At 62.8% G+C, this 23,126-nt stretch carries 19 protein-coding genes and 1 pseudogene; 15 read left to right on the top strand and 5 right to left on the bottom strand.

Annotated elements, in window-relative coordinates; genetic code table 11:
* Window positions 1–187: 187 nt before the first annotated feature.
* The 3 genes from AC04SG_RS24220 to AC04SG_RS24210 form a co-directional block, all read right to left on the bottom strand.
* Entirely contained in the window at window positions 188–2,341 is a 2,154-nt protein-coding gene (locus AC04SG_RS24220) for a phospholipase D-like domain-containing protein (protein ID WP_488553090.1), read from the bottom strand.
* Window positions 2,338–2,778 carry a phospholipase A2 family protein gene (locus tag AC04SG_RS24215; protein ID WP_488553089.1) on the bottom strand — a complete coding sequence of 147 codons (441 nt, stop codon included), beginning with the start codon at window positions 2,776–2,778 and terminating at the stop codon, window positions 2,338–2,340. Before AC04SG_RS24215 ends, AC04SG_RS24220 begins: the two co-directional genes overlap by 4 nt.
* 137 nt (window positions 2,779–2,915) lie before the next feature.
* Window positions 2,916–3,797, bottom strand: a complete 882-nt coding sequence (locus AC04SG_RS24210; RefSeq protein WP_192252482.1) for a LysR family transcriptional regulator — start codon at window positions 3,795–3,797, stop codon at window positions 2,916–2,918.
* Window positions 3,798–4,166: 369 nt separating this feature from the next.
* On the opposite strand from AC04SG_RS24210, the gene AC04SG_RS24205 reads away from it, so the two are divergent.
* The 3 genes from AC04SG_RS24205 (at window position 4,167) to AC04SG_RS24195 (ending at window position 6,908) form a co-directional block, all read left to right on the top strand.
* On the top strand, window positions 4,167–5,663 hold the full coding sequence (locus AC04SG_RS24205) for a CoA-acylating methylmalonate-semialdehyde dehydrogenase (RefSeq protein WP_112559720.1): 1,497 nt from the start codon (window positions 4,167–4,169) through the stop codon (window positions 5,661–5,663).
* A gap of 224 nt (window positions 5,664–5,887) precedes the next feature.
* On the top strand, window positions 5,888–6,172 hold the full coding sequence (locus AC04SG_RS24200; RefSeq protein ID WP_488553088.1) for a hypothetical protein: 285 nt from the start codon (window positions 5,888–5,890) through the stop codon (window positions 6,170–6,172).
* A 424-nt stretch (window positions 6,173–6,596) separates the two neighbouring features.
* Entirely contained in the window at window positions 6,597–6,908 is a 312-nt protein-coding gene (locus AC04SG_RS24195; protein WP_488553087.1) for a hypothetical protein, read from the top strand.
* A gap of 8 nt (window positions 6,909–6,916) precedes the next feature.
* Here the strand turns inward: AC04SG_RS24195 and AC04SG_RS24190 are convergent, their stop codons facing one another.
* Window positions 6,917–7,606: a GntR family transcriptional regulator gene (locus AC04SG_RS24190; RefSeq protein ID WP_488553086.1), complete on the bottom strand. Its 690-nt coding sequence runs from the start codon at window positions 7,604–7,606 to the stop codon at window positions 6,917–6,919.
* A 69-nt stretch (window positions 7,607–7,675) separates the two neighbouring features.
* On the opposite strand from AC04SG_RS24190, the gene AC04SG_RS24185 reads away from it, so the two are divergent.
* The 3 genes from AC04SG_RS24185 (at window position 7,676) to AC04SG_RS24175 (ending at window position 11,018) form a co-directional block, all read left to right on the top strand.
* Window positions 7,676–8,569, top strand: a complete 894-nt coding sequence (locus AC04SG_RS24185; protein WP_488553085.1) for a dihydrodipicolinate synthase family protein — start codon at window positions 7,676–7,678, stop codon at window positions 8,567–8,569.
* A 183-nt stretch (window positions 8,570–8,752) separates the two neighbouring features.
* Entirely contained in the window at window positions 8,753–10,003 is a 1,251-nt protein-coding gene (locus tag AC04SG_RS24180; protein ID WP_488553084.1) for an NAD(P)/FAD-dependent oxidoreductase, read from the top strand.
* Between the two features lie 13 nt (window positions 10,004–10,016).
* On the top strand, window positions 10,017–11,018 hold the full coding sequence (locus tag AC04SG_RS24175; RefSeq protein ID WP_488553083.1) for a 4-hydroxyproline epimerase: 1,002 nt from the start codon (window positions 10,017–10,019) through the stop codon (window positions 11,016–11,018).
* Here the strand turns inward: AC04SG_RS24175 and AC04SG_RS24170 are convergent.
* Window positions 11,011–11,910 (bottom strand): LysR substrate-binding domain-containing protein, encoded by a 900-nt coding sequence (locus AC04SG_RS24170; RefSeq protein ID WP_488553082.1) that lies wholly within the window; start codon window positions 11,908–11,910, stop codon window positions 11,011–11,013. The two genes, AC04SG_RS24175 and AC04SG_RS24170, sit on opposite strands and share 8 nt — an antisense overlap.
* A gap of 133 nt (window positions 11,911–12,043) precedes the next feature.
* Here AC04SG_RS24170 and AC04SG_RS24165 point away from each other — a divergent pair, with 133 nt between their 5' ends.
* The 9 genes and pseudogenes from AC04SG_RS24165 to AC04SG_RS24125 all read left to right on the top strand — a co-directional run bounded on the left by AC04SG_RS24165 (window position 12,044) and on the right by AC04SG_RS24125 (window position 23,110).
* The gene (locus tag AC04SG_RS24165; RefSeq protein ID WP_352556728.1) at window positions 12,044–12,430 is read left to right on the top strand and encodes an ectoine synthase; all 387 of its coding nucleotides are present in this window, start codon (window positions 12,044–12,046) and stop codon (window positions 12,428–12,430) included.
* A 447-nt stretch (window positions 12,431–12,877) separates the two neighbouring features.
* A complete protein-coding gene (locus AC04SG_RS24160) occupies window positions 12,878–13,780 on the top strand; it encodes a branched-chain amino acid ABC transporter permease (protein ID WP_192252467.1) in 903 nt (300 codons plus the stop codon).
* 4 nt (window positions 13,781–13,784) lie between these two features.
* Window positions 13,785–15,380 carry a high-affinity branched-chain amino acid ABC transporter permease LivM gene (livM, locus tag AC04SG_RS24155; protein ID WP_488553081.1) on the top strand — a complete coding sequence of 532 codons (1,596 nt, stop codon included), beginning with the start codon at window positions 13,785–13,787 and terminating at the stop codon, window positions 15,378–15,380.
* Window positions 15,380–16,480: pseudogene (locus AC04SG_RS24150) on the top strand (ABC transporter ATP-binding protein); the annotation flags it as partial. The gene livM and the pseudogene AC04SG_RS24150, both read left to right, overlap by 1 nt.
* Before the next feature lie 17 nt (window positions 16,481–16,497).
* Window positions 16,498–17,226: an ABC transporter ATP-binding protein gene (locus tag AC04SG_RS24145; protein ID WP_436261829.1), complete on the top strand. Its 729-nt coding sequence runs from the start codon at window positions 16,498–16,500 to the stop codon at window positions 17,224–17,226.
* A 111-nt stretch (window positions 17,227–17,337) separates the two neighbouring features.
* Window positions 17,338–17,685: a DUF6867 family protein gene (locus tag AC04SG_RS24140; protein WP_192252461.1), complete on the top strand. Its 348-nt coding sequence runs from the start codon at window positions 17,338–17,340 to the stop codon at window positions 17,683–17,685.
* Window positions 17,686–17,822: 137 nt separating this feature from the next.
* Complete coding sequence (locus tag AC04SG_RS24135) at window positions 17,823–18,944, top strand: branched-chain amino acid ABC transporter substrate-binding protein (RefSeq protein ID WP_488553080.1); 1,122 nt, start codon at window positions 17,823–17,825, stop codon at window positions 18,942–18,944.
* Window positions 18,945–19,243: 299 nt separating this feature from the next.
* Entirely contained in the window at window positions 19,244–22,702 is a 3,459-nt protein-coding gene (gene pyc / locus AC04SG_RS24130) for a pyruvate carboxylase (RefSeq protein ID WP_488553079.1), read from the top strand.
* A 147-nt stretch (window positions 22,703–22,849) separates the two neighbouring features.
* Complete coding sequence (locus AC04SG_RS24125) at window positions 22,850–23,110, top strand: DUF2312 domain-containing protein (protein ID WP_023719653.1); 261 nt, start codon at window positions 22,850–22,852, stop codon at window positions 23,108–23,110.
* The last annotated feature ends 16 nt before the right edge of the window (window positions 23,111–23,126 follow it).

The following is a 23,126-nucleotide window of genomic DNA, read 5'->3' as shown; positions in this document are numbered from 1 at the left end:
GGAAAGGGCGAGTTCGCTCTCTTCTACAAACGCCTCATCGCCAATGGCAAAAAGCCAATGGTGGCTATCGTCGCCGTCATGCGAAAGATCGTCGTCACCCTAAATGCGAGACTAAGAGACGCCCTGATCCCTCAGAGTTGATGACGAAGGTTGGCGGCCTTCAATCGATCGGTCGTCGTAGAGCCCCTTAAAACGCTTCCTTCACCCAGCCTTTCGAGAACAGCCACCGGTAGGCCCAGGGTATCGTCACGTTGGTCGATACCGGGTTCGAATGGGCGACATAGTCGTCATAGACAGGCTGCATCCTGGCGTAGAAGGCGGGGTCGAGGACCATCATGCCGTTCTCCAGGTCGTGGAAGAAGCTGCGGTTGTTGAGGTTGACCGACGAGATCGTCACCAGCCTTTCGTCGATCATCATGATCTTGGAATGCAGCACGACATCGGGCGCCTTGAATTCGCGGATGTTGATGCGGTCGCCATATTTCTCGACGAACAGCTTATTGAGCGCGGTCAGCAACTTGCCGCCAATGTCGCCCTTGAGGTCGATGCGGCCGATAATGTCGATCCTGACACCACGCGCCAGTGCCCGCTCGATAGCCAGGCTGAGCTTCGGCGTCAGATTGAGGTAGGGATTGACGATTTCGATGTGATGCTGGGCAGTGTCGATCAGCTCGACGAAATAGGTCTCCAGCGCGTGGTTGTCCTCATAAGGCACGGAAATGAAATGGCGCACCGTGCCTGGCGGACGCCGGCCGTCGGTGCGCACCGGAATGGAAAAAGGCCTGATAATGTCGGTGTCGGCGTCGCGCAGCCACAAGGTCGAGAGATGCGCAGCCAATATCTCGACCGTTGCCGGGTCGGCGAACTCGATGTCGAAATCGCTCCAGTTCGAATAGTAATTCAGCGAGAAGCCGTCGGTCTTGCCGTATTGCTCCAGGTTGGGATAGCGCGACAGGTCGATCGGCTTATGGAACAGGAAGCCGTCATGGATGTTGCGGCCGCCGATGATGACGCGCGAGCGGGCGGGATTTTCGGCCAGCGTCGCCAGCATCTTGACGTGGTGGGTCTTGTGTAACTGGGACAGCTGCTCGTCGATCGGCGCGCCTTGGTCGGCCCGCCAGCGGTATTCCTGCAACTCGACATTCGGGTAGTCGGCCGCCAGCCGGTGCAGCAGCGCGTCGTCCTTGTCGCGCTCCAGCACGTCGGTCACCATGATGCGCACCTTGGTGCCGAGGGCTGCGTGGTGGCGGATCAGCCGTTCGAGGACGCGGCCGGAAAAGTCGGCCTTGAATTCCAGCGACGACAGATAGATCAGCTTGAGTTTCGGCGCGACCGAGAAGTCGAGCGGCAGTTCGGGATCGGCCTTGTCGAAGGCGCTGTCGGGTAGCGGCACGCCGAGCAACGCCACGACCTTGGCGTTGAAGCCCTCGCGCGATTTGCGCAACAGGCGCGGTGACCCCAGCGGCAGCGAGCAGGTCTGCGACAGCCAGCGACCGGCATAGAAGACGCGGGCAAGCTGATCCAGACCGGAGGGATCGGGCACCGGACAGCGCTCATAGCGGCTGTCGAGCGCGGCAATCGCCGGGTACACGACCTCTTCGCGCAGGATGGTGAGTGGCGTCCCCGCCGGGGCCAGACTGGAACTGACCTTGAGACTGCAGCGGTTAAGACTATCGCTCGGGAACAGGCTGGCGGTTTGCCCGGCCGACAGGCGGAGCCGGAGTGCGGCGCCGCTCGCCACGGTGCGCGAACCGCCGACGGCGCGGATCGCCAGCGCGCCGTCGCAGGCGCCCGATATGTCGACAGGCAGCTTTCCCGACTGGCGCAGCACGATCTCAACCGAGCGCGCCTGCAGGCCGGAGAAGCTGAACGTCTTGGGCGCGGAGGGCCGGGCAGCGGCGTCGATATAGAGCGTCTGCCGCGACACCCGCCAGCGGCCGTCGAAATGGCCTTCGCCAGCCGTGCCGCTCGCCGCTGGCATCTGCCCCGCGCCAACCGGCTTCGCCAGTCGTTCCAGCGTCCGGTAGGTGGCCTGGAAATCGCGGTTGGCGATGGCATGGCGGTCATGGCCGAACGGACCGGTGCCGTTCACCCTGTCCATGGCACCGATCTGGTTGTGGGCGAGCAGCGCCAGAAACTGCCTTTCATAGTCGCCGGTGCCGGCATCGCCGAAGAACTGCGTGGCAGCGACTTGCGGTCCTGGCGCGTCGGCCGACAGCGAGGGCCGCGCGCAGTCCTCGTTACCAGGGAAGAAGTCGCAGCTATGATTAAGCGGACCAGCGCATGCGGCCAGCGCCATAAGCGCCAGCCCGGCCAGGACCAGGCAAGTGGCGCGGTTCATCCCGCCGCCCCGTTCATGGTTTTCAGCTCGGCCGGGTCGCGGGGTGGCAGGAAGCCTTGCGGAAAAACCTTGCAGACGGGAAGCGCAAAGGTGGCGATCAAAAGCTCGGCCTCGCCGCGCATCTTTTTCGGCGCCGTCCTGTCGTCGCGGATTGCCTTTGCCGAGGCGACCAAAGCGCCGTCGCAGGCGCAATGGTTGCCCCGCGCGATGTAGCAGGCGTCATGGATCTGGCAGGCGCTGTCGAGCCGGTCGACCGGCCGGGCCGAGAGGTCGCCGGTGCGGGTGCCCGGGCCGCAATAATTGCCGAAGACGAAAGGCGAGGGGCGAGCCATTGCGGTGCGGATCGGCTTAGGCAGTTCAGCTTCCGGAACCTTGGTCCATGGGTTGGCGCAGGCCGAAAGCCAGGCCAGCAGGAGGATGGCAAGAACGGCTCGCATTGTTATTCGCGCCAGCTTTCCGAAAAATGTGCCACCCGGCGCTCCACCGTACCAGCGGCAAAATCCTGCGCCTGATGCCACACTCACTGATTCCGTGGCAAGGGAAGGGGATTTTATGGCAGGGGAAAGGCGATAGCCTACACGAACAGCCCGCGCTCCCGCTCCACCGCCTTGGTGATGAAGTTGGCGACGATCTGCACGCGGCGGAGAGGGCGAACCGATTCATGATAGACCAACCAGTAGGCGCGGCGGATCGGCGCCACGATGTCGACGGGGATCAGCTCCGGCATCGAGCGGGCGACGAAGGTGTGCAGGATGCCAATGCCGGCGCCGGAGCGCACCGCCTCGGCCTGGCCGAGGGCCGAGGAAATGGCAAAGCTGGTCCGCCAGTCCGGGCTGAACTCGGCCGCATAGTCGAGCGATGGACTGACGATGAGGTCCGGCACATAGCCGATCAATGTATGCTGGCTAAGTTCCGCTGATGTCCGCGGCAGGCCATGTGCCTCAACATAGGCGCGCGAGGCAAACAGGCCGAGCGTGTAGTCGACCAGCTTTCCCGCCACCAGCCTGCCTTCGCTCGGCCGCTCGACGGTAATGGCGATGTCGGCCTCGCGCCGTGACAGCGAGAAGGAACGCGGCACCGGCACCAGCTGGATGGTCAGTTCGCGGTGCAGCGCCGTCAGCGCGCCGAGACGCGTGGCGAGGAAGGCGACGCCGAACCCGTCGGGCGCGCCGATGCGCACCGTGCCGGAAATATCGTCGCCTTCGCCCGACACGGTCGAGCGTGCGGCGATCATGTCGCCCTCCATTCGCTCGGCAATGTCGAGAAAGCGCTCGCCGGCCGGCGTCAGCTCGCTGCCGGTGGTGAGCCGGCGAAAGAGTTTTGTGCGCAGCGCATCCTCGAGCGCCGCGATGCGGCGTGAGACGGTGGCGTGGTTGAGCTCGAGGCGCTTGGCGGCGCCGAGGATCTGGCCAGCGCGGGCCACGGCGAGGAAGATGCGGACGTCATCCCAGTTCATGCGGATGGTCCGATTTAGTGGCGAGCGCCGCGTTCCCGCCCCTCTGGCCTGCCGGCCATCTGCCCCGCAAGGGGGGAGATTGGATGTCACGCCGGCTTTCGCCAATCTTGACCGCCGAAAGAAAGGCACCGTCGCTGACGCTGCTGATCTCCCCCCTTACGGGGGAGATGGCCGGCAGGTCAGAGGGGGGTTTGAAGGATCGCAACTCTCTATCCTTGCTGCCAATCAACAAAAAATCGCTATTTGCGGCAATTAATGCACACCCATCGGCCGTTGTCTAATCTCTGCACAACGGTTGCGTTCTCCCTCGCGTTGCCTTCGCGCCTGCAAAGGCGTTGAATGCATCATCACAAACTCAGGGAGAGAACCATGATCGAATACGGTCATTTCATCGGCGGCAAGCATGTCGCCGGAACCAGCGGGCGCAAGCAGGATGTCATGCAGCCGATGGACGGCACGGTGCGCGGCACGGTGGCGCTGGCTTCGCCAGCGGAACTGCGCGCGGCGGTCGAGAATGCCAAGGAGGCGCAGCCGAAATGGGCCGCCACCAACCCGCAGCGCCGCGTGCGCGTCTTGATGAAATTCCTCGAACTGGTCGCCCGCGACTATGACGAACTGGCCGACATACTGGCGCGCGAGCATGGCAAGACCATCGCCGACGCCAAGGGCGACATCCAGCGCGGCCTCGAAGTGGTTGAAGTCTGCATCGGCGCGCCGCACATGATGAAGGGCGAATTCACCGACGGCGCCGGCCCCGGCATCGACGTCTATTCGATGCGCCAGCCGCTCGGCGTCGTCGCCGGCATCACGCCGTTCAATTTCCCGGCGATGATCCCGCTGTGGAAGATCGCGCCGGCAATCGCTTGCGGCAACGCGTTCATCCTGAAGCCTTCGGAGCGCGACCCGGGCGTGCCGATGCGCATCGCCGAACTGTTCATCGAGGCCGGCCTGCCGGCAGGCATCCTCAACGTCGTCAATGGCGACAAGGATGTCGTCGACGCCATCCTCGACGATGCCGACATCAAGGCCATCGGCTTCGTCGGCTCGACGCCGATCGCCCATTACATCTATTCGCGCGGCACGGCGGCGGGAAAACGCGTGCAGTGCTTCGGCGGCGCCAAGAACCATATGATCATCATGCCCGACGCCGACATGGACCAGACGGTCGATGCGCTGATCGGCGCCGGCTACGGCTCGGCCGGCGAGCGCTGCATGGCGATCTCGGTGGCGGTGCCTGTCGGCAATGACACCGCCAACCGGCTGATGGAAAAACTGGTCCCGCGTGTCGAAAGCCTAAAAGTTGGCCCATCGACCGATTCCTCCGCTGATTTCGGCCCGCTGGTGACGCGCCAAGCTCTGGAGCGGGTCAAGGGCTATGTCGACATCGGCGTCAAGGAAGGCGCCAAGCTGGTCGTCGATGGCCGCGGCTTCTCCATGCAGGGCTACGAGGACGGCTACTATATGGGCGGCTGCCTGTTCGACAACGTCACCGCCGACATGCGCATCTACAAGGAAGAGATTTTTGGGCCGGTGCTGTCGGTGGTGCGCGCGCCGACCTATGAGAACGCCATCAAGCTCGCCAACGATCACGAAATGGGTAATGGCGTCGCCATCTTCACCCGCGACGGCGATGCGGCGCGTGACTTCGCTTCCCGTGTCCAGGTCGGCATGGTCGGCGTCAACGTGCCGATCCCGGTTCCGATCGCCTACTACACATTCGGCGGCTGGAAGGCGTCGTCCTTCGGCGATCTCAACCAGCACGGTCCGGACGCGTTCCGCTTCTACACCAAGACCAAGACGGTGACGTCGCGCTGGCCGTCCGGCATCAAGGATGGCGCGGAATTCGTCATCCCGACGATGAACTGACTGGACGGCTTCCAAGATCGGACGAGATGGCCCGGGTCAGTTCACAAAGCCCGGGCCTTTCTTTGTACAAAACCGACATTCGCCATCACGTTTAAGCGATGGAACCAAAAGCCTACCATATGCCTTAAATTGCATTCCTGCCGTGGTGCAGGCCATCAATATAGCGCCGGTAGCAGCCGGGGTTCTCGTCTGGCGCAAGGAGGTGTCAGATGACACGACGTCTTATGACGGCGATGGTCTTTGCGGTGTTCGCGATGTCCGGCATCGCCCAGGCTAAAGCAGATCAATGCGCTGCGCGAACCGACATGGTCAAGGCGCTCGGCAAGAAGTTTCACGAAAACCAAGCCGCGCGTGGCTTGGTGAACCCGAATGTGGTGCTTGAGATCTTCATCTCCGACCAAGGTACCTGGACCATCCTGGCTACCGACACACACGGCCAAAGCTGCGTCATCACGGCTGGCGAAGGTTGGGATGGAGGGGCCGTGGCAGCAGCCTTGCCGGGCGCCTGATACTGATCGGAAGATAACTCTCGGACAAAGGGGTGCCGCTGCGGCGGATGCGTTCCGCTTCTACACCAAGACCAAGACGGTGACCTCGCGCTGACCGTCCGGCATCAAGGACGGTGCGGAATTCGTCATCCCGACGATGAACTGGGTTCGGGAAACATTCCAAATACAGAAAGAGGCGGGTCATCCCGCCTTTTTCGCCTTTGGCGGTCCGGTTGGCACCGGCGAGGGCAAGGCAATGGTGCTTGTTTTCGGATCGGGGCCTCACCATATCGATTCAAGGGAATGATAACTTCCCTGACGACAGACCGGAAAACCAGAAGGAGTGACGTGATGAAGACGTCGGACCCGGCCTGGAACGCTCCGGCATATTGAGGCTGCCCCATGTGCCTCCTTTGCCGGAACGCCAAGGCGAAGGAGGTGCCCAATGGCACACAAATTTTCGTTTCGATGGATCAGGATAGCCGCGATCGGCACTGCGCTGGCGCTGTCGACCCTATCGGCGCAGGCGCAATTTATCTGCGGCGGCCACAGCGACCTCGTCGCGGGGCTGGCGCAGGCCTTTCAACAAAAGCAGATCGGCTACGGTGTGGTCGGCGAGGCCGCCATTGTCGAGATCTATGTTGCGGCAAATGGGACCTGGTCGATGCTGGTGACCGACGTGAAGGGCCGAAGCTGCATCTTCGCGACCGGTGACGGATGGGAGAATACCGCCATCGCCACCACGCAAGGGATCTGATCGCCCGTTCAGCGCGTCGCCGCCGTCTCGGCATGGCCACGCAACAGCGCCATCAGGCGCTTGGCGTCCTTGGCGGCGGCTTCCTCGTCGCCGTCCAGGATCGAGCGGATCAGCGCGACATGGTGCTCGGCGGATTCGGCGAGCCCGGTGTCGGCCTTGTAGCGGAACCAGAAGCGGCGGCTGTGGGTCTGCAAGGGCGCGGCCAGCCGCGCCGCGAACGGGTTGTCGGCAGCCTGCGCCAGCGCCTCGTCGAGCGCCTTGTCGGCCTGGATGAAGGCCAGCACGTTGCCCGAGATGACCGCCTTCTGCATGGCAAGTGCTGCGTCGTGAAACATGTCGGCGGCCTCGCGGGTGACGAAACGGGCGGCTGAGCGTGCCAGCACCACCTCGACGCCGCGGCGCGCGTCAAGCACGCGCAGCCAATCGCCGGGATGCAGCGGCGCAATGGCGATGCCGGCGCGTGGCCTTATGTCGAGCAAGCCTTCCCAAGCCAGGCGCTGGATCGCCTCGCGCACTGGCGTGCGGCCGAGGCCGAGCCTTTCGATCAGGGCGCCCTCGGTGACAAAGCTCGCCGGCGCCAGTTCCAGCGTCACGATCATATGCTCGAGCGCGCGATAGGCCTTGGTGGCAGCCGGCTCTGGGGATGCAGTGTCGGTGGATATCAAAGGTCCGCTCCTGATATATTTTAGATATATCATAGCAGATTCCGCGTTGACAGTAGATTTCTTACCAGATATACAGCTGATATATCAGATGGAGAGACAGCTATGTGGACCGGAGTTTTCCCCGCCGTCACGACCAAATTCACTGCTGACGACCGCCTCGACCATGCCGAGATGGAGCGCTGCTTTGCCTTGCAGATGGAGGCCGGCTGCGACGGCATCATCGTCTGCGGCTCGCTCGGCGAAGGCCCGATGCTGTCGCATGACGAAAAGATCGAGGTGCTGAAGACGGCACAGAAAGTCGCCGGGAACAAGCCGGTGCTGCTGACGGTCAACGAGGCCGGCACCCGCGAGGCGGCAAGCATCGCCAAGCGCGCCGCCAAGGAAGGCGCCAACGGGCTGATGGTGGTGCCGAGCCCGATCTATCACACCAACCCGGAAGAGACGGTCGCCGCCTTGCGCGCCGTCGCCCAGGCCGGCGACCTGCCGGTGATGATCTACTCCAACCGGCTCGCCTACCGCGTCGACGTCACCGTCGACCAGATGGAGGAACTGGCCGCCGACAAGCGCTTCGTCGCCATCAAGGAATCGTCCGACGATATCCGCCGTTCGACCGAGATCATTAACCGCTTCGGCGACCGCTACGACCTCTTCACCGGCGTCGATAATCTCGCTTTCGAGGCGCTGTCGGTCGGCGCCATCGGCTGGGTGGCGGGTCTGGTTGTCGCCTTCCCGCGCGAGACCGTTGCCATCTATCAGCTGATGAAGCAGGGCCGCCGCGAAGAAGCGCTGTCAATCTACCGCTGGTTCCGGCCGCTGCTCGATCTCGATGTCTCGACCTATCTGGTACAAAACATCAAGCTTGCCGAAGTGTTCGCGATCCAGACCAACGACCGCGTGCGCATGCCGCGCCAGCCGCTGTCAGGCGAGCGCCGCAAGACAGTCGAGAAGATCGTCAAGGACGCATTGGCGGTACGGCCGAAGCTGCCGACGTTCTGAATTGGCAATGCTGCAGGCCCCCTCATCCGGCCGCTTCGCGGCCACCTTCTCCCCGTTGGGGAGAAGAGACTGGCGCCAGCGTTGGCGAACTCTTCTCCCCTCGGGGAGAAGGTGGCCCGAAGGGCCGGATGAGGGGGCTGGCTCGGAGAGGCGAGACTGGCCATTTTTGCACGGCGCGTGGTCATGAACAGCGATGCTTCAATTGACATCGCCATTGTCGGTGGCGGCATTGTCGGCATCTGTGCCGCAGCCCTGCTGGCTGAGGCCGGGCGCAGCGTCACCATCTTCGACCGGACCGGCATTTGCGAGGAAACCAGCTCCGGCAATGCCGCCGCCTTCGCCTTCTCCGATGTGCTGCCGATGGCGCATAAGGGCATGATGCGGCAATTGCCGAAATGGCTTGCCGATCCGCTCGGACCGCTCAGCATCCCACCGGCCTATCTGCCGAAGCTCCTGCCATGGCTGTTCCGCTTCTGGCGCGCTGGCGCGCCGCGGCATTATGAGGCGAGCCTTGTGGCACAGGCGGGCATGATGAGGCTCGCCGAGGCCGAATGGATGGGGTTGCTCGAGCGGTCCGGCGCGCGGCCGATGCTGCACGAGGATGGTTCGCTGGAACTTTACGAAAGCGAGGCAGAGTTCCAGGCCGGACTGTCGGGCTGGGCGGCGCGAGAGCGCTTCGGCATCGGCTTTCGCCATGTCGAAGGCGAGGAACTGGCGCGGCTGCAGCCTGGGCTGTCGCCGCGCTTCATCAAGGGCACGTTCGTGCCGGGATGGAAGACCGTCGCCGACCCGAAACTGCTCGGCAAGGCAGTGTGGGCCTATGCCGAAGGGTTGGGCGCGCGTTTCGAAAAAGCGCGCATCGAGCGCATCGCCGCCGATCATGCCGGCGTGACGCTGACGCTGGCCGACGGCACTGTCCGGCAGGCACGGCATCTTGTCGTCGCCGCCGGTGCATGGTCGCATCTGCTGGCCAAGAACCTCGGCGACATTATCCCGCTGGAGACCGAGCGCGGCTACAACACGACATTGCCGAAGACCGCCTTCGCCGTGCAGCGGATGCTGATCTTCTCCGGCCACGGTTTCGTCATCACGCCGCTCGGCACGGGACTGCGCGTCGGCGGCGCCGTCGAGTTGGGCGGACTCGGCCGGCCACCGAATTTTGCGCGCTCCAAGGCGATGCTGGAAAAAGCCAAACAATTCCTGCCGGGGCTGGACCCGTCAGGCGGCCGCGAATGGATGGGCTATCGTCCATCGCTGCCGGATTCGCTGCCGGTCATCGGCACGGCGCGCACTGCGCCCAACGTTGTCTACGCCTTTGGCCATGGCCATCTCGGCCTGACCCAGGCGGCCGCCAGCGGCCGCTTGATCCGCGATCTCGTTCTCGGGCAGACTTCGCCGATCGATCTTACCCCCTTCAGCCCGCAACGGTTTTGAGTTCGAGGAAATCATGGCCAAAAAATCCTTCTTCTGCATCGACGGCCATACTTGCGGCAATCCGGTGCGGCTGGTCACCGGCGGCGGTCCCTTGCTCGAGGGGTCGACGATGATGGAACGGCGAGCGCATTTCCTGGCGGAGTATGACTGGATCCGCACCGGGCTGATGTTCGAGCCGCGCGGCCATGACGTGATGTCGGGCTCGATCCTTTACCCGCCGACGCGCGAGGATTGCGACATCGCCATCCTGTTCATCGAGACGTCGGGCTGCCTGCCAATGTGCGGCCACGGCACGATCGGCACGGTGACGATGGCCATCGAACATGGGCTGATCAAGCCGAAGACGCCGGGTGTGCTCAGGCTCGACACGCCGGCCGGGCTGGTCATCGCCGAGTACAAACAGGTTGGTGATTATGTCGAAGAGGTGCGTATCACCAATGTGCCGTCCTTCCTTTATGCGGAAGGGCTGACGGTGGAGTGTCCGCAGCTTGGCGAGATTACCGTCGATGTCGCTTATGGCGGCAATTTCTACGCCATCGTCGAACCGCAGGCGAATTACCGCGATATGGCTGACTACTCCGCTGGCGATTTCATCGCCTGGAGCCCGGTGGTACGGCAGCGGCTCAACGAGAAGTATTCGTTCGTGCATCCGGAAAATCCTGAGATCAACCGGCTGTCGCACATGCTGTGGACGGGCAAGCCGACGGTGGCGGGCGCCGATGCGCGCAATGCCGTCTTCTATGGCGACAAGGCGATCGACCGCTCGCCCTGCGGCACAGGCACTTCGGCACGCATGGCGCAGCTTCATGCCAAGGGCAAGCTCAAGGCCGGCGACAGCTTCGTCCATGAATCGATCATCGGTTCGCTGTTCAAGGGTAAGGTCGAAAAGGACGTCACCGTTGCCGGCAAGCCGGCCATCATCCCTTCGATCGGCGGCTGGGCGCGGATGACCGGTCTGAACACCATCTTCATCGACGACCGCGATCCCTTCGCGCATGGGTTCGTCGTCAAGTAGCGGGCTGGTTGCCCTCGGCATCGACCGAGACTTCCCGACGGAACCAGTCGGCGAAGGTGAGTGCGGCGGGGGAGGCATTCGCCGCCATGGTCAGGAAGTAAGCCTTGTCGCGGTTCGTCGATATGTCGGACAGGACCACCAGGTCGCCGCGCTTCAGTTCGTCGCGAAAGACATCGACGGGGCATAGCGCCACGCCATGCCCGGCGATAACCGCGGTGGCAAGGATGTTGAAGTCGGCAAAGACCGGCCCGTTGCCGACATCGACCTTGGCCAGGCCGGCCTCGGCAAACCACTCGCTCCAGCCTTGGCGGTTCTCGTCGTGCAGCAGGTCGGCGCCGGCGATCCCGGCAGGTGTCCTGAGATGCTCCCTGCCGGCCAGATAGTAGGGGCTGCACACCGGGCGGTTGAGGCGCGAAAACAGTTTCAGGCTGGTGACGCCGGGCGTCGGATCGGCGCCGAGCGTGATCAGCACGTCATTGTCGCCATCGCCAAGCCTGTCCTCGGCTTTGGCATAGGCGACGCGCATGCCGATGTCGGGGTGACTGGCGGTGAAGGCTGGCAGGCGGGGCACAAGCCAGCGGCTGGCGATGGACGGGATGCAGCCGACAGAAATCGTCGCCGCCGCGGCATTGCGCCGGATGCGCCGGCAGGTGGCGCCGAGTTCGGCAAGGGCAGCGCTCGCTGACGCCTGCAGCATCACGCCGGCATCGGTCAGCCTGACCTTGCGCGCGTCGCGGTGGAACAGAGGCACGCCCAGCCACTCCTCCAGGCGCCTTATCTGGTGACTGATCGCCGGATGGGTCACATGCAACTCTTCGGCGGCAGCGGAAAAGCTCAAGCGGCGGGAAGCAGCCTCAAAGGCCCGGATGGCATTCAGCGGAATGTAGTCCATCTGTAAGATTTACTAACATGACCGGTGAGAAGCAATCATTTGAAAGTCCGCCCGGCATGCAGCATCTCTGCCGTGGATCACCAATCCATCCGCAACTTCCCGGTCCTTGGCTGGCATCCGCAGGGAAATCGTCATGTTCACCAGACAATTGGCTGATGTAGAAAAATCTGACTTCTTCGTGAATTGGGGCAATGGCACCAGCCACCGGTTGCTGACCCAGCAGGATGGCATGGGCTTCACCGTCTGCCACACTGTCGTGCGCGCGGGCAGCGAATCGCGCCTCCACTATGTCAGGCATTTCGAGGCCTGTTATTGCATCGCCGGCGCCGGCGAGGTCGAGGACATGTCCGGTGCGGTGCATCGTATAGAGCCGGGTACGATCTATGTGCTCAATGAGCATGACGAGCATTATCTGCGGGCCGACGCCGCAGGCGACATGATCCTGGTCAGCGTTTTCAATCCGCCCTTGAAGGGCACGGAGCGGCATGCGCTGAGCGACGATGGTGGATCCGCCTACTGATCACAGACGCGCAGTCGCTTCCTTGCCCGACGGGCGAGGCTGGAAGCCTGGTTTTTTACACTGTCTTCTATCGACCATCACGATCCAGTTGCGCACAGCCTAAGGCCAAGCGGCAAGAATCTTGCCCCCGAGGAAAGGAATGTGGCTAAAAAACGAAGCATGCCGGCAACGCAACGATTCGTCTTATCACCTAATTTTGACGGCGATTTCTTCGAAATGAGGTGCATTGTCCGACTGAATCGTCAAAGACATTGCGTTATGCCAATGATAGGGTCCGCGATAGTCCAGGGATCGGGAGCAAAAAACGGGCAATCGAACGGCGTGCCGGCAAAACACGCACGACGTTTGAAAAATCACGTTGCAATCCGGGCTCGAAACTTTACGACTAGGGGAAATACGAAAAGGAATGCGTCTGCATGGGCGACGTTCCAGGGGAGCCATGTACACATGCAGTACTTTGTCCAGCAGCTTATCAATGGGCTGACGCTGGGATCGATCTATGGGCTGATCGCAATCGGCTACACGATGGTCTACGGCATCATCGGCATGATCAACTTCGCCCACGGCGACATTTTCATGGTCGGGGCCTTCGCCGCCCTCGTCGTCTTCCTCATCCTCGGCGCCTTGTTCTATTCGGTGCCGGTCGTCCTGGCGCTGCTGATCATGATGATCGTGGCGATGCTGCTCACCAGCCTCTACAATTGGACGATCGAGAAGGTGGCCTACCGGCCGCTGCGCGGTTCGTTCCGGCTGGCGCCGCTGATCACCGCCATCGGCATGTCGATCGCGCTGTCGAACTTCATCCAGGTGACGCAGGGTCCGCGCAACAAGCCGATCCCGCCGATGGTCAGCCAGGTCTACAACATCAACGGCATCAGCGTGTCGCTGAAGCAGATCATCATCGTCATCGTCACGGCGCTGCTGCTGGCGCTGTTCTGGTACCTGGTCAACAGGACCTCGCTTGGCCGGGCGCAACGGGCGTGTGAGCAGGACCGCAAGATGGCCGCGCTGCTCGGCGTCGACGTCGATCGTACGATCTCGATCACCTTCATCATGGGCGCAGCCCTTGCGGCCGTCGCCGGCACGCTGTTCCTGATGTATTATGGCGTCATCGCCTTCTCCGACGGTTTCGTGCCGGGCGTCAAGGCGTTCACCGCGGCCGTTCTCGGCGGCATCGGGTCTCTGCCGGGCGCCGTGCTTGGCGGGCTGCTGATCGGCTTCATCGAAAGCATGTGGTCGGCCTATTTCTCGATCGACTACAAGGACGTCGCGGCGTTCTCCATCCTGGCGATCGTGCTGATCTTCCTGCCTTCCGGCATTTTGGGCCGGCCAGAAGTCGAAAAGGTCTGAGACAATGGCGGTTACCGTATCCTCGGAGCGCGACACCGTCGCCTCCCCCGTGCAGCGCGCATTTCGTGAGGCGCTTTATGCCGGTGCCATCGCGCTGGGCCTGTTCGTTCTGTTCATCGGCCTGAAGACCGACCAGAACATCAGCAACCAGTTGATCCTGGTGACGCGCTGGTGGCTGCTCATCACCGTGGTCGTGCTGACCATGCTTGGCCGCTTCTTCTACATTGCCTATGGCCAGCCCTTCATGGCCAATCAGAAGATCGCCAATGTCGCCACCGGTCTGTTGCCGGCCAGCGTGGCGTCGCGCTTCTTCCTGCTTCCGGCTTTCATCGTGGCCATCGTGCTGGCGGTGGTCCTGTTTGTGTTCGGCGGCGCCTTGCCGGGGCTGGTAGGCGATGGTCTGGCCGGCTATCTGCAGTTCCTGCGCGCGCTGGCCGTCATCTATGCGCTGGCCTGTGTGATCTTTTACTTCCGCGCCTACATCCATGACAATTTCACCAAGCTCGGGGTCACCGCATTGGTGCTCTATCCGATCCTGGTCGTCGGCGTGTTGTCGCTGATGTCGTGGTCGTTCGTCGGCGGGCTGCAGGGCTCGCTGAAGTGGATCGACAATTTCGGCATCCAGATCCTGATCTATGTGATGCTGGCCTGGGGGCTGAACATCGTCGTCGGCCTCGCCGGTCTGCTCGATCTCGGTTACGTCGCCTTCTACGCGGTCGGCGCCTATGCCTATGCGCTGCTCGGCTCTCACTACGGCCTGTCGTTCTGGATCCTGCTGCCGGCGGCCGGCGCCATGGCCGCCTTCTGGGGCGTGATGCTCGGCTTTCCGGTGCTCCGGCTGCGTGGCGACTATCTGGCGATCGTCACTCTGGCCTTCGGCGAGATCATCCGCCTGGTGCTGATCAACTGGCGTGAAGTCACCAACGGCTCGGCCGGCATCTCCGGTATTCCGAAGGTCACGTTCTTCGGCCTGATGACGTTCAATTCGACGGACCCGAACTATATCGGCAAGGTGCTGCACATCGCGCAGTCGAGCGCCTACTACAAGATCTTCCTCTACTATCTGATCCTGGCGCTGGCGCTGCTGACCGCCTTCGTCACGATACGGCTCAGGCGCATGCCTGTCGGCCGCGCCTGGGAGGCACTGCGCGAGGACGAGATCGCCTGCCGCTCGCTCGGCATCAACACCACCACCACCAAGCTCACCGCCTTTGCCACCGGCGCCATGTTCGGCGGTTTTGCCGGCGCCTTCTTCTCCGCACGGCAGGGCTTCGTCAGCCCTGAATCCTTCGTCTTCCTGGAATCGGCGATCATCCTGGCCATCGTCGTGCTCGGTGGCATGGGCTCGCTGGTCGGTATCGCGGTCGCCGCAATGGTGATGATCGGCGGCACCGAGGCATTGCGGGAACTCGACTTTCTCAAGCAGGTCTTCGGCAAGGATTTCACGCCGGAGCTTTACCGCATGCTTCTGTTCGGCATGGCCATGGTCATCGTCATGCTGTGGAAGCCGCGCGGCTTCGTCGGTAGTCGTGAACCGACAGCCTTCCTCAAGGAGCGAAGAGCGGTCTCCAGTTCCTTCACCAAGGAAGGACACGGCTGATGAATGCGAGTTCGATTCAGAAGGCCAATCCGGGCATGAAAGACGCCATTCTCCAGGTCGAGCATCTGTCGATGAAGTTCGGCGGCCTGGTCGCCATCGGCGACCTGTCGTTCCAGGCCAAGCGCGGCGAGATCACCGCGCTGATCGGACCCAACGGCGCCGGCAAGACCACCGTTTTCAACTGCATCACCGGCTTCTACAAGCCGTCGGAAGGCATGATCACGCTCAACGGTGCCGACGGCTCGAGCTTCCTGCTCGAACGGCTGCCTAACCACGAGATCCCGGCGCGCGCCAAGGTGGCACGCACCTTCCAGAACATCCGCCTGTTCTCCGGCATGACGCTGCTGGAGAACCTCTTGGTTGCCCAGCACAACAAGCTGATGAAGGCATCGGGCTATACGATCCTGGGCCTGTTCGGGATCGGCGGCTACCGCCGGGCCTCGGCCGAATCGGTGGAGCTCGCCAAGCACTGGCTGGAGAAGGCGGATCTCGTCGATCGGGCCGACGATCCGGCCGGCGACCTGCCCTATGGCGCACAGCGGCGCCTCGAGATCGCGCGCGCCATGTGCACGGGGCCCGAGCTTCTGTGTCTCGACGAGCCGGCGGCCGGTCTCAATCCGAAGGAATCGGCCGCGCTCAATTCGCTGTTGATGGACATCAAGAGCACCACATCGATCCTGCTGATCGAGCATGACATGTCGGTGGTCATGCAAATTTCCGACCATGTCGTTGTGCTCGAATATGGCCGCAAGATTTCCGACGGCAGCCCGCAAGCGGTGCGCACCGACCCACGCGTCATCGCCGCGTATCTCGGCGTCGACGACGAGGAGGTCGAGACGGTGCTGACCGAGGTCGGCGATGAAGACGTCATCGAGCAGTTGGACATAGGGCCTGACACGGCGCACGGGCCAGGCACGTCGTCGTCTTATCTCGCCGGCCCGGTGAGCGACACGATCGGCCACAGCGAGGGCGAGCGGGTTACGGTGTCGAAGGGCGCCTCGAAGGCGGCACAGGTCGATGCAAGGGCCAGCGTCGCGCCGAGAAAACCGACCGAGCGGGCCACGGCCAAGCCCGCCGGGAAATCCCCGACATCCAAGCCGCGCGGAGGGCGTAAGTGATGGCCGAGACAACGTTGCTCGACATCAAGGGCGTCGAGACCTACTACGGCAACATCAAGGCGCTGAACGGCGTCAATGTCCACGTCAACCAAGGCGAGATCGTCGCTTTGATCGGCGCCAACGGCGCCGGCAAGTCGACGCTGATGATGACCATCTTCGGGGCGCCGCGGGCGCGTGCCGGCACCATCACTTTCGCCGGCACCGACATCACCCAGATGCCGACGCACGAGATCGCGCGCATGCGCATCGCGCAGTCGCCGGAAGGCAGGCGCATTTTCCCGCGCATGACGGTGATGGAAAACCTGCAGATGGGCGCCGGCCTCGACAACCTCAAGCACTATGACGAGGATGCCGAGAAGGTGTTCACACTGTTCCCGCGCCTCAAGGAGCGCATCGCGCAGCGCGGCGGGACGCTGTCGGGCGGCGAGCAGCAGATGCTGTCGATCGGGCGCGCGCTGATGGCGCGGCCGAAGCTGCTTCTGCTCGACGAGCCGTCGCTCGGCCTGGCGCCACTGATCGTCAAGCAGATCTTCGACGCCATCCGCGAGCTGAACCGCACGCAAGGGCTGACCGTGTTCCTGGTCGAGCAGAACGCCTTCGGCGCGCTCAAGCTCGCCACGCGCGGCTATGTCATGGTCAATGGCAACGTGACCATGAGCGGCACCGGCAAGGAATTGCTCGCCAATCCGGAAGTGCGCGCGGCCTATCTCGAAGGCGGCCATCACTGAGTTGGAGTGGAATGTATGCATACGGTATTCCGCTCCAATTTGTTTGTTTGTCGCATGACCTTTTTCCGAAAAGTCTGCAACTTTTCGGGGTCATGCTAGGGAGTCTTCACTATGCAAGGCATTCTCTACGAAGAACCTTCCATCTGGCAGTTCTTCTTCGTCACCTGTCTGCTCGGCGGCTGGGCGGCATGGATGACTGGCAAGGCCAGCGCCCAGACATGGCGCAGCCTACCGGCGCTGTTCGCCTTCCTGCTGGGGCTCGGCATCGGCATCAGGTTCATCCATCATGCCCTGTTCGGCGGTACGATGTTTTCTCTGCAATACTATGTCGTGGACACAATCGTGCTTATGATATTGGGGTTTGTCGGCTATCAATACACGCGCACCAACCAGATGGTGACGCAGTATAATTGGCTTTACGAACGGGCTTCGATCTTAAGCTGGAAACCGAAAGCTTGACGTTCACCATTAACGCCGTTTCGGGGATGAATCGGCGTGACAAGGGCCTGAAAATCGGCAAAGTACGCTTTCTGCGATAAGGGTGGGCATCGCATGAAAGTATCATCCACGCCCACCTCGTAAATGGGAGCGTTTAAATGAAGAAATCACTTTTGTCCGCCGTTGCCCTGACCGCGCTTGTCGCGTTTGGCGGTAACGCATGGGCTGATGTCCTCGTCGGCGTCGCCGGTCCGATCACCGGCCCGAATGCGGCCTTCGGTGCGCAGCTGCAGAAGGGTGCGGAAGCGGCCGTTGCCGACATCAATGCAGCAGGCGGCATGAATGGCGAGCAGATCAAGCTCGAAGTCGGCGACGACGTCTCCGATCCGAAGCAGGGCATCTCGGTCGGCAACAAGTTCGTTGGCGACGGCGTCAAGTTCGTGGTCGGCCACTTCAACTCGGGCGTCTCGATCCCGGTGTCGCAGGAAGTCTATGTCGACAACAACATCGTCGAAGTGACCCCGGCGGCGACCAACCCGAAATTCACCGAGCGCGGCCTGTGGAACGTGTTCCGCACCTGCGGACGCGATGACCAGCAGGGCGGCATCGCCGGCGCCTATATTGCGGCCAACTTCAAGGACGCCAAGGTTGCCGTCATCCACGACAAGACCCCCTACGGTCAGGGCCTTGCCGACGAAACCAAGAAGGCGATGAACGCGGCCGGCATGACGGAAGTCATGTACGAAGGCGTCAATGTCGGCGACAAGGACTTCTCGGCGCTGATCGCCAAGATGAAGGACGCCGGCGTCACCCTGATCTATTGGGGCGGCCTGCACACCGAAGCCGGCCTGATCATCCGCCAGTCGGCTGACCAGGGCCTCAAGGCTACCTTGATGTCGGGCGACGGCATCGTCACCGACGAGCTGGCTGCGATCGCCGGCGACGCGGTTATCGGCACGCTCAACACCTTCGGCCCGGATCCGCGCCTTATCCCCGACAACAAGGCACTGGTCGAGAAGTTCCGCGCCCAGGGCTTTGAGCCGGAAGCCTACACACTCTACTCCTACGCTGCCATGCAGGTCATTGCTGCGGCCGCTGCCGTGGCCAAGTCGAATGACCCGGTGGAAGTGGCGAAGGCGATGCATGAGAAGGGTCCGTTCAAGACCGTTCTGGGCGATCTCGCCTATGACGAGAAGGGCGATCCGAAGCTCCCGGGCTACATCATGTACGAGTGGAAGAAGGGTCCGGACGGCAAGATCACCTGGCTGCCGAAGGGCTGATCCATTAGCTCAACCCCTACGAAATGCCCGGCGCTTGCGCCGGGCATTTTTCTTTTGATCAGTCGGAGCAGGGACGGAGCGACGGCATTGGCTAAAAAAAAGAACCATTGGCCGGGAGCGGATTGTGCGCGGGATGACAATTCGCGTCACTTCACGACGCCATCCGCACGCAGTCTTTCGCTTTGCAGTGCTAGAATCCATTTAAATCGGTTTAATCGCCTCCCGATTTTGGTTGCACTGCAGCATTTTCGCGTTAATCATTGCTCAGCCCCATCCCTCCCTGTCCGGAGCCTTCTTCCTTGGCCATCACGAAGATCCTCGTCGCCAACCGGTCCGAAATTGCCATCCGCGTCTTTCGCGCGGCCAACGAGCTCGGCCTCAAAACCGTGGCGATCTGGGCCGAGGAGGACAAATATTCGCTGCATCGGTTCAAGGCCGATGAAAGCTACCAGGTCGGGCGCGGGCCGCATCTGGCCAAGGACATGGGGCCGATCGAAAGCTATCTGTCGATCGAGGAAGTGATCCGCGTCGCCAGGCTGTCCGGCGCCGACGCCATCCATCCGGGCTATGGCCTTTTGTCGGAAAGCCCTGAATTCGCAGATGCCTGCGCCGAGGCCGGCATCACCTTTATCGGCCCTAAGCCAGACACGATGCGCCGGCTCGGCAACAAGGTCGCCGCGCGCAATCTCGCCATCGAGGTCGGCGTGCCGGTGATCCCGGCAACCGACCCGCTGCCGGACGACATGGACGCGGTCAAGAAATTGGCCAAGGAAATCGGCTATCCGGTGATGCTCAAGGCATCGTGGGGCGGTGGTGGGCGCGGCATGCGCGCCATCCGCGCCGAGGCCGATCTGGTCCGCGAAGTCACCGAAGGCAAACGTGAGGCCAAGGCCGCGTTCGGCAAGGACGAGGTCTATCTCGAAAAGCTGATCGAGCGCGCCCGCCATGTCGAGGTCCAGGTGCTTGGCGACACTCACGGCAATGCCGTGCATCTGTTCGAGCGCGACTGTTCGATCCAGCGCCGCAACCAGAAGGTCGTCGAGCGGGCGCCGGCGCCTTACCTCAGCGAGGCATTGCGCCAGGAGCTTTGCGGCTATGCGCTCAAGATCGCGCGCGAGACGAGCTATATCGGCGCCGGCACGGTGGAATTCCTGCAGGACGCCGACACCGGCAAATTCTACTTCATCGAGGTCAATCCGCGCATCCAGGTCGAACACACCGTCACCGAGCAGGTGACCGGCATCGACATCGTCAAGGCGCAGATCCACATATTGGACGGCTTTGTCATCGGCACGAAAGAATCGGGCGTGCCGGCGCAGGCCGACATCAGGCTGAACGGCCACGCGCTGCAGTGCCGCATCACCACCGAGGATCCGGAGCATAGTTTCATCCCGGATTACGGCCGGATCACCGCCTATCGCGAAGCCGCCGGTTTCGGCATCCGCCTTGACGGCGGCACCGCCTATTCGGGCGCGGTCATCACCCGCTTCTACGATCCGCTGCTGGAGAAGGTGACGGCCTGGGCGCCGACACCGGCAGAGGCGATCGCCCGCATGAACCGGGCCTTGCGCGAGTTCCGCATCCGCGGCGTGGCGACCAACCTCACCTTCCTCGAGGCGATCATCAACCACCCGCGCTTCGCCGACAATTCCTACACGACCCGTTTCATCGACACGACGCCGGAACTGTTCGCGCAGGTCAAGCGCCAGGACCGCGCCACCAAGCTGCTCAACTATCTGGCCGATGTCAGCGTCAACGGCCATCCCGAAACCCGCGGCCGTCCGATGCCGAAGGCCGATGCGGCAGCGCCCGTCGTGCCCTATCTCAACGGCAATGTGCCGGGAGGCAGCAAGCAGAAACTCGACGCGCTGGGGCCGGAGAAATTCGCTGCCTGGATGCGTGAGCAAAAAGAGGTGCTGGTCACCGATACGACGATGCGCGACGGCCACCAGTCGCTGCTCGCCACCCGCATGCGCACGCATGACATTGCCGGCATTGCCGGCACCTATGCGCGGGCACTGCCGCGGCTGCTGTCGCTGGAATGCTGGGGCGGCGCCACTTTCGACGTGGCCATGCGCTTCCTCACCGAGGATCCGTGGGAGCGGCTGAGCAAAGTGCGCGAGGCCGCCCCCAACCTTTTGCTGCAAATGCTGCTGCGCGGCGCCAACGGCGTCGGCTACACCAACTATCCCGACAATGTCGTGCAGCATTTCGTCAAACAGGCAGCGGCTGGCGGCGTCGACCTGTTCCGCGTCTTCGACTGCCTGAACTGGGTCGAGAATATGCGCGTCGCCATGGACGCGGTGGGCGCAGAGGGCAAGCTGGTCGAAGCGGCGATCTGCTACACCGGTGACATCCTCGATCCGGCACGCGCCAAATACGACCTCAAATACTATGTCGGGCTGGCGAAGGAATTGCAGGCCGCCGGCGCCCACATCATCGCCGTCAAGGACATGGCGGGGCTGTTGAAGCCGGCCGCCGCACGCGTGCTGTTCAAGGCGCTGCGCGAGGCGACCGATTTGCCGATCCACTTCCACACCCACGACACGTCAGGCCTGTCGGCGGCGACGGTGCTGGCGGGCGTGGAAAGCGGCGTCGACGCCATCGATGCGGCGATGGATTCCTTCTCCGGCAACACCTCGCAGCCCTGCCTCGGCTCGATTGTCGAGGCGCTGAAAGGAACCGAGCGCGATCCCGGCCTCGATCCGCAATGGATCCGCAACATCTCCTTCTACTGGGAAGCGGTGCGCAACCAGTACGCCGCCTTCGAAAGCGACCTCAAAGGGCCGGCCTCGGAGGTCTATTTGCACGAGATGCCGGGCGGCCAGTTCACCAACCTCAAGGAACAGGCGCGCTCGCTCGGGCTGGAGACGCGCTGGCACGAGGTGGCGCAGGCCTATCACGACGTCAATCTGATGTTCGGGGACATCGTCAAGGTGACGCCGTCATCCAAGGTGGTCGGTGACATGGCGCTGATGATGGTGAGCCAGGACCTCACCGTCGCCGACGTCGAAAACCCGGCCAAGGACATCGCCTTCCCCGACTCGGTCGTCTCGATGCTGCGCGGCGATCTCGGTCAGTCGCCCGGCGGCTGGCCTGCGAAGCTGCAGAAGAAGGCACTGAAGGAAAGCAAACCGATCACCGTGCGGCCGGGCTCGCTGCTCAAGCCGGCAGACCTCAAGGCCAGCCGCAAGGAAATTGAGGAGAAGCTGGAGCGCAAGCTCTCGGAATACGAATTCGCGTCCTGGCTGATGTATCCGAAGGTGTTCACCGACTTTGCCGCCGCGCAGGAGACCTACGGGCCGGTCAGCGTGTTGCCGACGCCGACCTATTTCTACGGCATGAAGTCCGAGGACGAGATCTTCCTGGATATCGAGAAAGGCAAGACCCTTGTGGTGCGCTGCCTTGCCATCGGCGATGTCGATGAGAAGGGCATGGTCACCGTGTTTTTCGAGCTCAACGGCCAGCCGCGCCGCGTCCGGGTGCCGGACAGGGCGCACGGCGCCTCGGCGGCCAAGGCACGGCGCAAGGCCGAGCCCGGCAACGAGGCGCATGTCGGCGCGCCGATGCCGGGCGTGGTCTCCGCGCTTGCGGTTGCCGCCGGCCAGGCGGTCAAGGCTGGTGACGTGCTGCTCTCCATCGAAGCCATGAAGATGGAGACGGCGCTGCATGCCGAACGCGACGGCATGATCGCCGAAGTGCTGGTCAAGGCCGGCGATCAGATCGACGCGAAGGATTTGCTGATCGCCTTTGGGTGATGCGAATCGATCACATTGGGGACGGCTGGCAGCAGCCGTCCACGAAGCATCGATAATGGCTTGACCCGCCGCGCCCGCTCGGGCATCGAACCCGCTCCAATTTTGCCGCGCCAGAATCGCGGCGCCTAAAGAGAAGCGGAGAAAAACATGGCCGACGACATCACCGAGACCAGCCAGACTGTTGCCGCCGGCCAGTTGCGCGCCTTCATCGAGCGCATCGAGCGGCTCGAGGAAGAAAAGAAGACCATCGCCGACGACATCAAGGAAGTGTTCGCCGAAGCCAAGGGCACCGGCTTCGACACCAAGGCGATGCGCTCGATCATCCGGCTGCGCAAGAAGGACCAGGCCGAGCGCCAAGAGGAAGAATCCATCCTCGATCTGTACAAGGCCGCGCTCGGCATGGTGTAAGGCCGGGGGCAGCCTC

Source organism: Mesorhizobium sp. CNPSo 4684 (genome assembly GCF_057784315.1).
Note: the sequence above shows the minus strand (reverse complement) of the source record. Positions and strands in the feature narration are given on the sequence as shown.

What these genes read in the sequence shown, in the direction of transcription:
- AC04SG_RS24220 (WP_488553090.1), bottom strand. Translation starts at nt 2,341, where the DNA reads ATGAACCGCGCCACTTGCCTGGTCCTGGCCGGGCTGGCGCTTATGGCG.
- AC04SG_RS24215 (WP_488553089.1), bottom strand. Translation starts at nt 2,778, where the DNA reads ATGCGAGCCGTTCTTGCCATCCTCCTGCTGGCCTGGCTTTCGGCCTGC.
- AC04SG_RS24210 (WP_192252482.1), bottom strand. Translation starts at nt 3,797, where the DNA reads ATGAACTGGGATGACGTCCGCATCTTCCTCGCCGTGGCCCGCGCTGGC.
- AC04SG_RS24205 (WP_112559720.1), top strand. Translation starts at nt 4,167, where the DNA reads ATGATCGAATACGGTCATTTCATCGGCGGCAAGCATGTCGCCGGAACC.
- AC04SG_RS24200 (WP_488553088.1), top strand. Translation starts at nt 5,888, where the DNA reads ATGACGGCGATGGTCTTTGCGGTGTTCGCGATGTCCGGCATCGCCCAG.
- AC04SG_RS24195 (WP_488553087.1), top strand. Translation starts at nt 6,597, where the DNA reads ATGGCACACAAATTTTCGTTTCGATGGATCAGGATAGCCGCGATCGGC.
- AC04SG_RS24190 (WP_488553086.1), bottom strand. Translation starts at nt 7,606, where the DNA reads ATGATATATCTAAAATATATCAGGAGCGGACCTTTGATATCCACCGAC.
- AC04SG_RS24185 (WP_488553085.1), top strand. Translation starts at nt 7,676, where the DNA reads ATGTGGACCGGAGTTTTCCCCGCCGTCACGACCAAATTCACTGCTGAC.
- AC04SG_RS24180 (WP_488553084.1), top strand. Translation starts at nt 8,753, where the DNA reads ATGAACAGCGATGCTTCAATTGACATCGCCATTGTCGGTGGCGGCATT.
- AC04SG_RS24175 (WP_488553083.1), top strand. Translation starts at nt 10,017, where the DNA reads ATGGCCAAAAAATCCTTCTTCTGCATCGACGGCCATACTTGCGGCAAT.
- AC04SG_RS24170 (WP_488553082.1), bottom strand. Translation starts at nt 11,910, where the DNA reads ATGGACTACATTCCGCTGAATGCCATCCGGGCCTTTGAGGCTGCTTCC.
- AC04SG_RS24165 (WP_352556728.1), top strand. Translation starts at nt 12,044, where the DNA reads ATGTTCACCAGACAATTGGCTGATGTAGAAAAATCTGACTTCTTCGTG.
- AC04SG_RS24160 (WP_192252467.1), top strand. Translation starts at nt 12,878, where the DNA reads ATGCAGTACTTTGTCCAGCAGCTTATCAATGGGCTGACGCTGGGATCG.
- livM (WP_488553081.1), top strand. Translation starts at nt 13,785, where the DNA reads ATGGCGGTTACCGTATCCTCGGAGCGCGACACCGTCGCCTCCCCCGTG.
- AC04SG_RS24145 (WP_436261829.1), top strand. Translation starts at nt 16,498, where the DNA reads ATGGCCGAGACAACGTTGCTCGACATCAAGGGCGTCGAGACCTACTAC.
- AC04SG_RS24140 (WP_192252461.1), top strand. Translation starts at nt 17,338, where the DNA reads ATGCAAGGCATTCTCTACGAAGAACCTTCCATCTGGCAGTTCTTCTTC.
- AC04SG_RS24135 (WP_488553080.1), top strand. Translation starts at nt 17,823, where the DNA reads ATGAAGAAATCACTTTTGTCCGCCGTTGCCCTGACCGCGCTTGTCGCG.
- AC04SG_RS24125 (WP_023719653.1), top strand. Translation starts at nt 22,850, where the DNA reads ATGGCCGACGACATCACCGAGACCAGCCAGACTGTTGCCGCCGGCCAG.